Source organism: Rhizobium sp. NZLR1b, from assembly GCF_019685155.1.
Classification (GTDB): domain Bacteria; phylum Pseudomonadota; class Alphaproteobacteria; order Rhizobiales; family Rhizobiaceae; genus Rhizobium.
Genome location: NZ_JABDWC010000043.1, coordinates 1 through 13,510, shown reverse-complemented (window position 1 = coordinate 13,510; position 13,510 = coordinate 1). Strand labels below are relative to the sequence as shown.

12 protein-coding genes, 1 pseudogene and 1 riboswitch are annotated in these 13,510 nt (G+C 60.8%); of the genes and pseudogenes, 7 read left to right on the top strand and 6 right to left on the bottom strand.

Features of this window, described 5'->3' with window-relative positions:
• Positions 1–20 precede the first annotated feature (20 nt).
• Both HJB84_RS32765 and HJB84_RS32760 read right to left on the bottom strand, forming a co-directional pair.
• Positions 21–1,247 (bottom strand): TIGR03862 family flavoprotein, encoded by a 1,227-nt coding sequence (locus tag HJB84_RS32765; RefSeq protein WP_221117911.1) that lies wholly within the window; start codon positions 1,245–1,247, stop codon positions 21–23.
• 69 nt (positions 1,248–1,316) lie between these two features.
• Entirely contained in the window at positions 1,317–1,739 is a 423-nt protein-coding gene (locus HJB84_RS32760; protein WP_207581928.1) for a helix-turn-helix domain-containing protein, read from the bottom strand.
• Positions 1,740–1,810: 71 nt separating this feature from the next.
• On the opposite strand from HJB84_RS32760, the gene HJB84_RS32755 reads away from it, so the two are divergent.
• The 6 genes from HJB84_RS32755 to HJB84_RS32730 all read left to right on the top strand — a co-directional run bounded on the left by HJB84_RS32755 (position 1,811) and on the right by HJB84_RS32730 (position 10,041).
• Complete coding sequence (locus tag HJB84_RS32755; RefSeq protein WP_221117910.1) at positions 1,811–4,084, top strand: heavy metal translocating P-type ATPase; 2,274 nt, start codon at positions 1,811–1,813, stop codon at positions 4,082–4,084.
• A 328-nt stretch (positions 4,085–4,412) separates the two neighbouring features.
• Positions 4,413–4,638: riboswitch (cobalamin riboswitch) on the top strand.
• Positions 4,639–4,907: 269 nt separating this feature from the next.
• A complete protein-coding gene (gene nrdH / locus HJB84_RS32750) occupies positions 4,908–5,129 on the top strand; it encodes a glutaredoxin-like protein NrdH (protein WP_007631990.1) in 222 nt (73 codons plus the stop codon).
• Positions 5,130–5,142: 13 nt separating this feature from the next.
• Positions 5,143–5,547, top strand: coding sequence for a class Ib ribonucleoside-diphosphate reductase assembly flavoprotein NrdI (gene nrdI / locus HJB84_RS32745; RefSeq protein WP_207581926.1), 405 nt, complete (start codon positions 5,143–5,145; stop codon positions 5,545–5,547).
• Positions 5,526–7,730, top strand: a complete 2,205-nt coding sequence (nrdE, locus tag HJB84_RS32740; RefSeq protein ID WP_221117909.1) for a class 1b ribonucleoside-diphosphate reductase subunit alpha — start codon at positions 5,526–5,528, stop codon at positions 7,728–7,730. Before nrdI ends, nrdE begins: the two co-directional genes overlap by 22 nt.
• Before the next feature lie 16 nt (positions 7,731–7,746).
• A complete protein-coding gene (nrdF, locus tag HJB84_RS32735) occupies positions 7,747–8,721 on the top strand; it encodes a class 1b ribonucleoside-diphosphate reductase subunit beta (protein ID WP_207581924.1) in 975 nt (324 codons plus the stop codon).
• Positions 8,722–8,823: 102 nt separating this feature from the next.
• Positions 8,824–10,041, top strand: coding sequence for an adenylate/guanylate cyclase domain-containing protein (locus tag HJB84_RS32730; RefSeq protein ID WP_207581923.1), 1,218 nt, complete (start codon positions 8,824–8,826; stop codon positions 10,039–10,041).
• 11 nt (positions 10,042–10,052) lie between these two features.
• Here HJB84_RS32730 and queE read toward each other — a convergent pair whose 3' ends face one another.
• The 4 genes from queE to HJB84_RS32710 all read right to left on the bottom strand — a co-directional run bounded on the left by queE (position 10,053) and on the right by HJB84_RS32710 (position 13,010).
• On the bottom strand, positions 10,053–10,781 hold the full coding sequence (queE, locus tag HJB84_RS32725) for a 7-carboxy-7-deazaguanine synthase QueE (protein ID WP_221117908.1): 729 nt from the start codon (positions 10,779–10,781) through the stop codon (positions 10,053–10,055).
• Positions 10,778–11,134 carry a 6-carboxytetrahydropterin synthase QueD gene (queD, locus tag HJB84_RS32720; RefSeq protein WP_207581921.1) on the bottom strand — a complete coding sequence of 119 codons (357 nt, stop codon included), beginning with the start codon at positions 11,132–11,134 and terminating at the stop codon, positions 10,778–10,780. The genes queE and queD overlap by 4 nt, the downstream gene beginning before the upstream one ends.
• On the bottom strand, positions 11,134–11,844 hold the full coding sequence (gene queC / locus HJB84_RS32715; RefSeq protein ID WP_207581920.1) for a 7-cyano-7-deazaguanine synthase QueC: 711 nt from the start codon (positions 11,842–11,844) through the stop codon (positions 11,134–11,136). The genes queD and queC overlap by 1 nt, the downstream gene beginning before the upstream one ends.
• Positions 11,845–11,957: 113 nt before the next feature.
• Positions 11,958–13,010, bottom strand: a complete 1,053-nt coding sequence (locus HJB84_RS32710; RefSeq protein WP_221117907.1) for a LacI family transcriptional regulator — start codon at positions 13,008–13,010, stop codon at positions 11,958–11,960.
• Between the two features lie 307 nt (positions 13,011–13,317).
• On the opposite strand from HJB84_RS32710, the pseudogene HJB84_RS32705 reads away from it, so the two are divergent.
• Positions 13,318–13,510 (top strand): annotated as a pseudogene (locus HJB84_RS32705) (sugar ABC transporter substrate-binding protein); the annotation flags it as partial.

Sequence of the window (13,510 nt, the reverse complement as noted above, 5' to 3'; positions counted from 1 at the left end):
GGAAGGGCTCGTTTGCTGCCTCAGTGCCGGCGAGCGCCAGTGCCTTGCAGCCAGGCTTCGATGCCGCGTGCCGCGGCCCGGCCGGTCGCCAGGCAGGCAGTGAGGAGATAGCCGCCGGTCGGCGCCTCCCAGTCGAGCATCTCGCCGGCGACGAAGATGCCGGGCAGCCCCTTCAACATATAGCTGTCGTCGATGCCGCTCCAGCGGATGCCGCCGGCCGAGGAGATCGCCTCGCCGATCGGCCGGGTTTCGAGAACCGGAAGCGGCAGGGCCTTGATCATAGCGGCCAGGCGTTCGGGGTCGCGTCGGTCACACTCCGGCGTGAATTCCCGCAGCAGCGCCGCCTTGACGCCGTCGAGGCCCGCGCCCTTGCGCAGGCGGTTTGAAAAACTCGATTTGGCGTCCTGCCGCGCCAGGTCGCGGGTCAGCCTTTCGGCCGTTCGGCCCGGTGCGAGATCGAGTGTCAGGGCGGCGTCGCCGTGGCTCTGCAGTCGGTCGCGCAGTGCCGCGGCATTGGCATAAACGAGGCTGCCCTCGATACCGCTTGTGGTGATGACGAATTCACCGGGAAAGGTACCGGCTTCGGATGTGGCGGTGACCGATTTTACCGGCTCGCCGGCGAAACGTGCGCGGAAGCTTTCGCTCCAGTCGACGACGAAGCCGCAATTGGCGGGTTTAAAAGCGTCGATATCAACGCCCCGCTCCGATAGCCAGGGCTGCCAGCGCGCATCCGAGCCGAGGCGCGGCCAGCTTGCGCCGCCGAGCGCCAGCAGGGCCGCGTCGCAATCGACGATGCGCCGCCCCTCGGCCGTTTCAAAGGCAAAACCCTCTTCGGCAAAACCGATCCAGCGGTGGCGGGTGCGAAGCGTGGTCCCTTGCGTCTCCAGCCGCCTGAGCCAGGCACGCAGCAAGGGAGAGGCCTTCATCACCTTCGGAAAAACCCGGCCGGACGAGCCGACGAAGGTCTCTGTCCCGAGCTCTGCTGCCCAATCTCTGATATCATCGGGGGTAAAGGCATCAAGCGCGGGGCGCAGGCGGGCGGCTGCCGCACCGAAGCGCGTGGTGAAACGGCCATAGTCCTCGGAATGGGTGATGTTGAGACCCGACTTTCCGGCCAGCAGGAACTTGCGAGCGAAGGTCGGCATGGCGTCATAGACCGTCACCGCATGGCCGGACAGCGAAAGCAGCTCGGCAGCCGCAAGGCCGGCCGGGCCGCCACCGATAATCGCGATCCGCTTCTGGTTCATGGATGTCTTCGCCTGATTCTTTCTGCGTGCAGTTTTGGCGCGGGCGCGCCTTGCCGGCAAGGATGGAAATCAGTGGTGCGGATGGGTGCACTGGCCGTGATCGGCGAGAACCTCGATGACGCGGCATTGGTCGACGCGGCCGTGGCCGCAGCCTTCCACCATGGTTTCCAGTTCGGCCTTCAAAGCCATCAGGCTGCGGATGCGTTGCTCGACTTCAATAAGGCGGGCCTTGGCGATGGCATCGGCCGAGGCGCAGGACTGGTGCGGATCATCCTGCAGCGTGAGCAGCGCGCGGATGGCCTCGATTTCGAAGCCCAATTCACGGGCGTGGCGGATGAAGGCGAGGCGGTTGATATCGGCAGGCTCGAAGGAGCGCTGGTTGCCTTCGCTGCGGCTCGGGGCCGCAAGCAGGCCGATGCTCTCATAATAGCGCACCGTCGGCACCTTGACGCCGCTTTGGCGTGCAGCTTCGCCGATCGTGATCTTTTTCATGATTTTCCTCTTGCACCTCTAGCCGCTAGAGGATGTAGGAGGGATGCTTCTGTTTGACAAGGAAGCGGTTCATGGCTGAGACGAACGAGACACGATACCGGGTTGGCGGTATGGATTGCGCCGCCTGCGCGACCAAGATCGACACGGCCGTCAGGCGCGTGGCGGGTGTCGCCGATGTTTCGGTCTCGGTGATGGCGGGAACGATGACCGTCCGGCACGACGGCAACAGCGATCTCAAGGCGATCGAGAAGAAGGTGACGGGGCTCGGCTATTCGGTCTCGCCCTTTGCCGGAAGCACGACGCCGGCGAAAGGCCACGGCGCACACGATCATCACGACCACGGACATGATCATGGCGATCATGCGGGCCATGACCATGGAGATCACGATCATGCCAGCCATGATCACGCAGGTCACGATCATGACCACGACCATGGCCAGAAGGAAATCGGGGGGCTGCATGGGCACGACCATGCGCCGATGACCGGTCCCTGGTGGCAGAGCAAGAAGGGGCGGCTGACCATCCTTTCGGGTGCCGCACTCGTTGCTGCCTATGCTATCGACCATCTGGTGCCGGCGATCGCATCCTATGCCTTCATCGTGGCCATGCTGGTCGGGCTGGTGCCGATCGCGCGGCGCGCCGTCATGGCGGCTCTCTCCGGCACGCCGTTTTCGATCGAGATGCTGATGACGATCGCCGCCGTCGGCGCGGTCATCATCAATGCAGGCGAAGAGGCGGCAACTGTCGTGTTCCTGTTCCTCGTCGGCGAACTGCTGGAAGGGGTGGCTGCGGGCAAGGCGCGCGAAAGCATCCAGTCGCTGACGGCCCTGGTGCCGAAGAGCGCGCTGCTCGAAGACAATGGCCAGACGCGGGAGGTGCCGGCGGAAAGCCTTGCCGTCGGCGCGATTATCATGGTGCGTCCTGGCGATCGTATCTCGGCGGACGGCGTTATCATTTCAGGCGAGAGCGCGATCGATGAGGCGCCGGTGACGGGCGAGAGTACGCCGGTGCGCAAGGGCGTCGATGCCGTTGTGTTTGCCGGAACCGTGAATGGCGATGCGGTGCTCAGGGTTCGCGTCACCGCGGCCGCAGCCGACAATACCATCGCCCGTATCGTCAAGCTGGTGGAGGAAGCGCAGGAATCGAAGGCGCCGACCGAACGCTTCATCGATCGGTTCTCGCGCTATTACACGCCCGGCGTGGTGGTGGTCGCCGCACTTGTAGCGATCGTTCCGCCGCTGTTGTTCGGTGGGTCGTGGGGCGAATGGATCTATAAGGGCCTTGCCATCCTCTTGATCGGCTGCCCCTGCGCGCTTGTCATCTCGACGCCGGCGGCGATCGCCGCCTCGCTTTCTTCGGGTGCGCGGCGCGGGCTGCTGATGAAGGGCGGCGCGGTGCTGGAAACGCTCGGCAAGGTGACGATGGTCGCCTTCGACAAGACGGGCACGCTGACGGAAGGCAAACCTCAGGTGACTGATATCATTTCTTTCGGATTGAGCGAGGCGCAAGTCTTGTCGCGCGCGGCGGTGCTGGAGCAGGGCTCCAGCCATCCCCTGGCGCTGGCGATCCTCAACCGCGCCAAGGCGGACGGCGTTCCCATGCCGCCGGCCTTCGAACTGGAGGCGCTGCCGGGAAAGGGGGTCAGCGGCAAAGCCGGCGGCGAGGCGCTGGATCTTTTGTCGCCGCCCGCTGCCCGCGAACGCGGCGCACTCGGTGCTGAACAGGAGGCACGCATCACTGACCTGAACGACGAGGGCAAGAGCGTCTCGGTGCTGCTGGTCAACAATGTTGCGGCCGGGCTGATCGCCATGCGCGACGAACCGCGCGAGGACGCGCAGGCCGGGCTTGCCACGCTCAAATCAGCCGGCGTCAAGGCGATGATGCTGACAGGCGACAACAAGCGGACGGCGGCAGCCGTTGCCGGCATGCTCGGCATCGACTGGCGCGGCGAGATGATGCCTGAGGACAAGCAGCGGGTCGTCGTCGAATTGAAGCGCGAGGGCTTCGTCGTCGCCAAGGTCGGCGACGGCATCAACGACGCGCCGGCGCTGGCCGCAGCCGATATCGGCATTGCCATGGGCGGCGGCACCGACGTGGCGCTGGAGACCGCGGATGCCGCCGTGCTGCACGGGCGCGTCGGCGACGTGGCAAGGATGATCGAATTGTCCAAACGCACGATGCGCAATATCCTGCAGAATATTACCATCGCGCTCGGCCTGAAAGCGGTGTTCCTGGTGACGACGATTGCCGGCATCACCGGCCTCTGGCCGGCGATCCTCGCCGATACCGGCGCCACCGTGCTGGTGACGATCAACGCGCTGCGATTGCTTCGAGTAAGGATGTAAACATCCGATAACGTCCTTGCGGCGCTGGTCACCGTAGACCGCTGACAACGGACGCCAACCCCTCTTTCGTCATGCTCGGGCTTGTCCCGGGCATCTGCCTCCGGTCGATAGGCAGTAGATCCGCGGCACAAGGCCGAGGATGAGGCGGAGAGGGAGGTTTGTCATCAAACTGAGAGCGGCCATAGACCGGCTCTCTTCGTTCGAGCCTTGTCCACCGCCTGTTTTCCTTAAGCTTTCGTTATCCCTGTTTTTCACAGGAATGCAGTGATTTCAAACCTGCCGTAACGCAATGCACAAACCATCCATTGACGCGAATTTGGATTCGCGTACCATATCTAGTGTTCGAGGTTCCTTCGATTCGTGAGAATCGCAGGCTAAGACGGGAATACGGTGCGTTGCGCCATTATGGCGCGGCTATGCCGGAGCTGCCCCCGCAACTGTAAGCGGCGAGCAACTGTCCGATTTCAGGCCACTGGAGCATAATGCTCCGGGAAGGCTGGGCAGGATGCTTTGACCCGTGAGCCAGGAGACCTGCCTCGAACAAAACGTCCACGGGCGGGGAGTCCGGAAGGTCGCGTTGCATGGCTGCGGATGATATCCGCGTCGCGTTTCGCAAGGCCGCTCGATCCTCCGCATGAGCCACTTCGGGGTGAAGTCATGTCAGTATCTCAGTTCAGGCCGCAACCCGCGCTAAGCAGAGGGCGGATCACGCCCGGCGGCTGAACAGGCCGCATCGTTCAAACCATCAGAGAATGTTTCGACGGATATCGCGAGATTTCCGATCGATGCCCTGCGTCCCAATCGCGTCGTCACGAGGAATATCATGACCATTACCGTCTACAGCAAACCGGCCTGCGTCCAATGTACCGCCACTTACCGCGCCCTCGACCGCCTGGGCGTCGCTTATGACATCGTCGATATCTCCGAGGATGCCGAAGCGCTCGATCGCGTCCGCAGCCTTGGCTACATGCAGGCGCCCGTCGTCATCGCCGGCGAGCAGCATTGGGCCGGCTTCCGTCCCGACATGATCAGCGCGCTCTCCTGATCGAGGCCGAACGATGGGGCTGATCGTCTATTATTCCAGCCGGTCCGAGAATACCCATCGGTTCGTCGCCAAGCTTGGAATGTGCGCGGCGCGCATTCCAACAGGTGCCGCAGACGCATTCCGTATCCGTGAACCCTTTGTGCTTGTTGTGCCGACCTACAGTGGCGACGGGGGCAAGGGGGCCGTTCCCAAGCAGGTTATCCGTTTCCTCAACGATGCGGAGAGCCGAGGACACATCCGCGGCGTGATCGCCGCGGGCAACAGCAATTTCGGCGAGACATATGGGCTCGCCGGCGACGTGATCTCACAGAAATGCCAAGTGCCGTACCTCTATAGGTTCGAGCTGCTGGGCACCGAAGCGGATGTCGCCAACGTTAAACACGGAATGGAACGATTTTGGACACGGGAACAACTCTGACGCGGGATGCGGGCGCAAAACCGCATAACACTTTTGCTCATCCCGCCGGCGAACGCCCTTTGAAAGCGGCGGAAGCGCTCGACTACCACGCGCTGAACGCGATGTTGAACCTCTATGACGACGAGGGGAGGATCCAGCTCGACAAGGACCGCATGGCGGCGAAGCAGTATTTTTTGCAGCATGTGAACCAGAACACGGTGTTCTTTCACAATCTCCGGGAAAAGCTCGATTACCTCGTGACCGAGGGTTATTATGAGCAGGAGGTTCTCGACCAGTATTCCTTCAATTTCGTGCGTGACCTGTTCGACCAGGCCTATGCCAAGAAGTTCCGCTTTCCGACCTTCCTCGGCGCCTTCAAATATTACACCAGCTATACGCTGAAGACCTTCGACGGAAAGCGTTATCTCGAACGCTACGAAGATCGTATCTGCATGGTGGCGCTGGCCTTGGCGCGTGGGCACGAGGCACTTGCCCGCGACGTGGTCGAGGAGATCATTTCCGGCCGTTTCCAGCCGGCGACGCCGACCTTCCTTAATGCCGGCAAGAAACAGCGCGGCGAGCTCGTCTCCTGCTTCCTGCTGCGCGTCGAGGACAATATGGAATCGATCGGCCGGTCGATCAATTCGGCGCTGCAGCTGTCGAAGCGCGGCGGCGGCGTGGCGCTGTCCTTGACGAACATCCGCGAGGCCGGCGCGCCGATCAAACAGATCGAAAACCAGTCGTCGGGCATCATTCCGGTGATGAAGCTGCTCGAAGACAGCTTCTCCTATGCCAATCAACTGGGCGCGCGCCAGGGCGCGGGCGCGGTCTATCTCAACGCCCATCACCCCGATATCATGCGTTTTCTCGACACCAAGCGCGAAAATGCCGACGAGAAGATCCGCATCAAGACGCTGTCGCTCGGCGTCGTCGTGCCTGACATCACCTTCGAACTCGCGAGGAATAACGAGGACATGTACCTGTTCTCGCCCTATGACGTCGAGCGCGTCTATGGCGTGCCCTTCACCGAGATTTCGGTGACGGAAAACTACCGGGAGATGGTGGCAGACGCCCGCATCGCCAAGAAGAAGATCAAGGCGCGCGAATTCTTTCAGGTGATCGCCGAAATCCAGTTCGAGAGCGGTTATCCCTACCTCATGTTCGAGGACACGGTGAACCGGGCGAACCCGATCGCCGGGCGCATTTCGATGAGCAATCTCTGCTCGGAGATTCTGCAGGTGAGCGAGGCGAGCGACTACAATGACGACCTCTCCTACAAGCATCTCGGCAAGGATATTTCCTGCAATCTCGGCTCGCTGAACATCGCCGCGGCGATGGATTCCGCCAATTTCGGCAAGACGATCGAGACCTCGATCCGGGCGCTGACGGCCGTGTCCGACATGAGCCATATCTCCTCGGTTCCCTCGATCGAAAAGGGCAATGACGAGAGCCATGCGATCGGCCTCGGGCAGATGAACCTGCACGGTTATCTCGCCCGCGAACGCATCTTTTACGGCTCAGAGGAAGGCGTCGATTTCACCAATATCTATTTCTATACGGTGACCTACCACGCAATCCGCGCCTCGAACCTCCTCGCGGTCGAACGCGGCACGAGCTTCAAGGGCTTCGAAAATTCGAAATATGCCTCCGGCGAATATTTCGACAAATATACGAGCCAGGAATGGAAGCCAGCGACGGAGAAAGTTAGGACGCTGTTCGAAACTGCCGGCATCGATATTCCGACGCAGGAGGACTGGGCGGCTCTCAAGAAGGCGGTGATGACTTCCGGTCTCTATAACCAGAATCTGCAGGCAGTACCGCCGACAGGGTCGATCTCCTACATCAACCACTCGACCTCTTCGATCCATCCGATCGTCTCGAAGATCGAAATCCGCAAGGAAGGCAAGATCGGCCGCGTCTATTATCCGGCGCCGTTCATGACCAACGACAATCTCGATTATTATCAGGACGCCTATGAGATCGGGCCGGAGAAGATCGTCGACACCTATGCGGCGGCGACCCAGCATGTCGATCAAGGCCTGTCGCTGACCTTATTCTTCCGCGACACGGCAACGACCCGCGACATCAACAAGGCGCAGATCCATGCCTGGAAGAAGGGCATCAAGACGATCTACTACATCCGCCTTCGCCAGATGGCGCTGTCCGGCACCGAGGTGCAGGGCTGTGTCTCCTGCACGCTCTAACCGACCGGGAAACTTCATGAACATGCAAATCAAACCGGCGTCCCGCGTGCGCGCCATCAACTGGAACCGGGTCGAGGACGACAAGGATCTCGAAGTCTGGAACCGGTTGACCGGCAATTTCTGGCTGCCGGAGAAAGTGCCGCTTTCCAACGACATTCCATCCTGGGCGACGCTGACGCCGGCCGAGCAGCAGCTCACTATCCGGGTCTTCACCGGGCTGACGCTGCTCGACACCATCCAGAACGGCGTCGGCTCCATCAGGCTAATGGAGGATGCGGCAACGCCGCATGAGGAGGCGGTGCTTTCCAACGTCTCGTTCATGGAGGCGGTGCATGCGCGCTCCTATTCCTCGATCTTTTCGACGCTGTGCTCGACGCCCGATGTCGACGATGCCTATCGCTGGTCGGAGGAAAACGAATTTCTGCAACGGAAATCGGCGCTGATCATGGAGCAGTATCGCTCCGGCGACCCGTTGAAAAAGAAGGTCGCCAGCGTCTTCCTCGAAAGCTTTCTGTTCTACTCCGGCTTCTACCTGCCGATGTACTGGTCAAGCCGCGCCAAGCTCACCAACACGGCCGACATGATCCGGCTGATCATCCGTGACGAAGCGGTGCACGGTTATTATATCGGCTACAAGTTCCAGCGCGGGCTGGAGCGGCTCAGCGAGGAGAGGCGGCAAGAGATCAAAGATTTCGTCTTCGACCTGCTGCTCGAACTCTACGACAACGAGGCTCGATATACCGAAGCGCTCTATGACGGAGTCGGGCTGACCGAGGACGTCAAGAAATTCCTGCATTACAATGCCAACAAGGCGCTGATGAACCTCGGCTACGAGGCGCTTTTCCCGGCCGAGGCCTGCAAGGTCAATCCGGCGATCCTCTCGGCGCTTTCGCCGAATGCCGACGAGAACCACGACTTCTTCTCCGGCTCCGGTTCCTCCTATGTGATTGGCAAGGCTGTCGCGACCGAGGACGAGGACTGGGATTTCTGAGGCTTTATCGCAGTCGGGCCCTTATCATTTGCTTCCCCATCGCCCACATTCAGCGGAAATGAAGTCGATCCTCGCCGATGATGTGGCGTAGCGGAGTTTTTAATGTCGTCTTTTCCAAACAAGGCCGGAACTGCCGCCGAAGCGGACGAAGGCGTCTGGCCGATCCGCAGGAGACGGATTCTCGACTGGCTGGTGAACGAGACGCGCGCGGAGCGCTTCATCGACAATATCCTGGTGCAGATGTGCGGGAAGCTGCTGGCGGCTGGGGTGCCGGTGGCGCGGGCGACGCTGCATTTCAGGGTGAACCACCCGCAATGGATCGGTGCCCGCATTCTCTGGAAGGAGGGACTGGCGGAGGCGAAGATCGATACATTCGCCTATGGCGTCGAAAACACGCCGGAGTTCCTGACGAGTCCCATCAACGCGATCCACCAGGGTACCGAGGAGGTTCGCAGGCAGCTGGAAAGCATAACCGACGGCGATTCATTCTATCAGGAACTGCATGACGATGGCCTTACCGAATATATCGCCTGGCCGCTCGAGCATACTTTCGGCAAACGGCACGTCGTGACGTTTTCCACCAGCCGGGCGGGCGGTTTTGCGAGTAAGCACGTCGATTTCCTGCGCGATCTCTTGCCGGCGTTGACGCTTGTCAGTGAAATCAGGCTGAAGAACATCATGGCGCGCACGCTGCTGCAGACCTATGTGGGGCCGCATGCGAGCGAGCAGATCCTGTCGGGCGTGACGACGCGCGGCAGTGGCGCCACCGTCGGCGCGGCGATCATGATCTGCGATCTGCGCGATTTTACGGCGATCTCCGATCTCTGGCCGCGTGATGACGTCATCCATCTGCTGAACGATTATTTCGATGCGATCTCGGACCCGGTCGAACGGTATGGCGGCGAGATTCTGAAGTTCATGGGAGACGGATTGCTGGCGATCTTCCCTCTCGCCAAGGAGGCGGCCTGCCTCGATCTGCTGCAGGCGATCCGCGAGGGGCAGGCGGCGATGGCTGAATTGAACGAGGAGCATATTCGCATGGGGCGCGAACCGCTGCGCTACGGTGTCGGCGTCCATGTCGGCGACGTCATGTATGGCAATATCGGCTCCCGCCGACGGCTGGATTTCACCGTTATCGGGCCGGCGGTCAATATTGCTTCGCGGCTGGAAAGCTTGACCAAGGAGGTCAAGCGCCCGGTGCTGCTGTCGCGGGCCTTCATCGAAATGGCGGGCTGCGCGAAAGATATGGACAGCCTCGGCACCTTCCCGCTACGCGGGCTCGGCGAGCCTGTCGATGTCTTCGCCTTTCCGGAGGGATAGCGCAGGCAGGCTCATACCCCCCGTTTGTTTCCCCAAAGCAGCACATGCAGTTGCGGCAGCACGCGGATTGAAAACCACCGGTCAGCCGTCACTTTCTCGATGAGCCAGTGCATCCGATCCATCACGCCGTCGATATCGACGCGTGCGTCGTCATCATCGGGCGGTGGCGGCGTATGGTTGCCCGGCTGAAGGAACAAGGGAATATCGGGATAGCGCTCGCCCACCTGTTGCGCGAAGAGGTAGTCGGTATCGTCGAAGACGACGATCTTCAATGTGATCTCCGGCCCGCCGGCGGCGAGCCGAATACAGTCGTCCACCTGCTCCCAATCGGTCGACATTCCGCTTGATGGCGGCTTGGGGCTCAAGACCAGCATGTCGAGATCGCGAAACCAGTCCCGCGCTACGCTTCCCTGCGTTTCCAGCGCGAAACGGTATCCTCGGGAATGGCCGAGCTCGATCAATGGCCCCAGTGGCTGAATCGCCGGGTTGCCTCCGGAAAGGGAAATCGTCAGCGGCCTGCCTCCGGAGAGCTTCGTGACCTCCTGCCAGATCGCCTCGGCGGACATGGCACTCCACTGATCCCGGAACGTGCTGTCGACCGCGTGAAGACTGTCACACCAGGAGCAGCGGTAGTCGCAGCCGCCTGTCCTGACGAACACCGTCGGCACCCCGATCAACTGGCCTTCGCCCTGTATGGTCGGGCCGAAGATCTCGCTGACACGGATGATCTCGCCGCTCACGGCCTGTACTCCGCCCACGTCTTCGGCGTCTCGCTGACGCGCACCGACGATGTCTCGGGGAAGCGCTGTTTGCACCAGTCGTAAAAATGCCTGGCCAGGAATTCGGAGGTGACTTTCGAATGGCCGAAGACCTCGTTCAGATGTCGATGATCGAGGGCTTCGTCGATATAGCGCTTGAGCGGCGAAAGGTCGTGATAGTCGCGAACGAAGCCGTCATCATTCAGGTTTTCGGCGGCGAGTTCGACGACCACTACGTAGTTGTGGCCGTGGAGCCTGGCACATTGATGGTCGGCAGGCAGGTGATCCAGCTGGTGCGAGGCGGAGAGATGAAACTCCTTGGTGATGCGGTACATCAACGCACCTCCGTGGCGGAATATTGCGACACGGCCGCTTTCCAGAAGTCATCGTCGTCGTATTCCGTCGGATCGGGCACGCCGGCAAGATGGAAAGCTTCGCGGCGTTCCACGCAGGTTCCGCAGCGGCCGCAATGGAGGCTGCCGCCTTTGTAGCAAGACCAGGTTTCCGCAAAGGGTGTGCCGTGTTTCCCGCCGTCGGTCACGATCGCCGCTTTGGAAACGTTGACATAAGGTGCAAGCAGTTTGACGCTGGCATAACCTTCCAGCGCTTCGTTCTGCATGCGCTGGAAGGCGTCGATGAAGCCCGGGCGGCAGTCGGGGTAAATGAAGTGGTCGCCGCCATGCACGGCAACAGCAACGGCATCTGCCTTCTGCGCGGCCGCTAAGCCGAATGCGATGGCCAGCATGATGGCATTGCGGTTCGGCACGACAGTGGCCTTCATGCTCTCCTCGGCATAGTGGCCATCCGGAACCTCGATATCGTCGGTCAGGGCCGATCCGCTGAGATGGCCGCCGATGGCTGCGATGTCGATGACATGATGGGGAACGGCAAGGCGTTCCGCGCACCGCGCGGCGAAGTCGAGTTCCTTGCGATGGCGCTGGCCGTAGTCGAAGGAGACGAGGCCGATAAGCTGTTCTTCCGCTGCTATCTTGTGCGCAAGCGAAACGGAGTCGAGTCCGCCGGAGCAGACGACGATGGTCTTCATATTTTGGATTCCCTTGTTTTGACCGGGTGGGCTGCGACCGGATTACGGCGTGCTTTTAGGGCAAATCACGCGTCAGGGAAATAGTTTTAAGACGCCAGGCTTCAGAGTTGGGTTTAGCCGATCGGAAAGTTGATCTGCGGCGGCAGCAGCAGGTGCAGATCCTGGGCATCGGAATTGTTGATGCGCTGCAGCAGCATGCGCCCCAGATCCTCGCCGGCCGCTGTGAGATCCTCGTGAATCGTATCGACCTTCGGCTGCAGCTGGGTAAGAAGGCGAGACGTTTCCTTGGCGACGATATCGTAATCGACAGCGAGCGTCCGGCCGGCGTCGCTCATGCCGCTGATGACGGCGAGAGCCGAGACTTCGCCGGGACAGATGAACCCTTCGGGAGCATCCGCGGCGACGGCGCGGCTGCAGATGAAATCGCGCAGCACGTCCGCCGGCGTATCGAGATCGACCGCTTCGGGGATCTCGTAGGCGATGCCTGCCTCGCGCACCGCGGTCATGAAGCCGTGCAGGATATGCTGGCAGAAGGTCAGCCGTTTCGGCGGCAGGATCACCGCCACCTTTCTGCGCTCCTTGGCGATCAGCCGGCGCGTCGCCTCATAGGCAAAGGTGAAATTGTCGTAGTCGACATAAGGATGCGGCGTCGAAAATTCGGTGCGGCCATGACAGATGAAGGGAAAGCCGGTTTCGAGCAGCAGGCGAACGCGGGCGTCGAGCGGTTCGGTTCGGGTGAAGATCAGCCCGTCGGCAAGGTGGTTGCGGATAATGTATTCGGCCGCCTCGACATCGGTCGTCGACAGGAAGTTCGGGGCGACGACGAGATGATAGGAGGTTTCTTTCAGCGCCTTGGCGATACCGTACATGATCGAGGTGCTGAAACCGACGACCTCCTCGTGCGAATCGAGCAGGATGGCGATGACATTGGTACGGCCTGTCTTCAGACGCTGCGCGGCCCGATCAGGGAGATAGCCGATCTCGCGGGCGATACGGTGGACGCGTTGGCGGGTTTCCAGCGAAATCTGCGGCGCATCGGAGAGCGCCCGTGACACTGTCGTCACCGCAAGGCCGGCAATCGTGGCGATCGTTCGCAAGGTCGGCTTGCTGCGCTTATGGGTGATCTCGAGATTTTCGCCGCGTTGCGGCCGGGACGGTTCGGTCACTCTGGGCTTTCCATGCTGGAATTGCGGATACAATAACATGATGAGTCCAGGGTGCAATCAACGAATGAAAACGTTTTAAATTTTAACGGTTTGTTAGTTGTTTAAAATTTAGCAAACTAAATCAGATATATAGTGAAATAACCATATTTTTCTCGGGAGTCGAGAAAGGGCTTGACGACTACACGCTTATAACGTTTTAAATTATCAACCGCGCGGAGGAGCGCGGCCGTATGTCGACCGCTGCAACGGCGGAAAACATCGGGCGGCAGGGAGGGCCCGCCGCCGATTTTCAAATGGGAGGAAATTCATGCGCAAGTTTTTGAGCTCGGCGGCGATTGCCGTCGTGATGATGGCTGGCCTCGGTGGCGCCCAGGCAGCTGACGTAAAAGAAGTTCAGATGCTGCACTGGTGGACGTCTGGCGGCGAGGCAGCGGCGCTGAACGTTTTGAAGCAGGATCTGTCGAAGGAAGGTTTTGCCTGGAAGGACGTGCCGGTTGCCG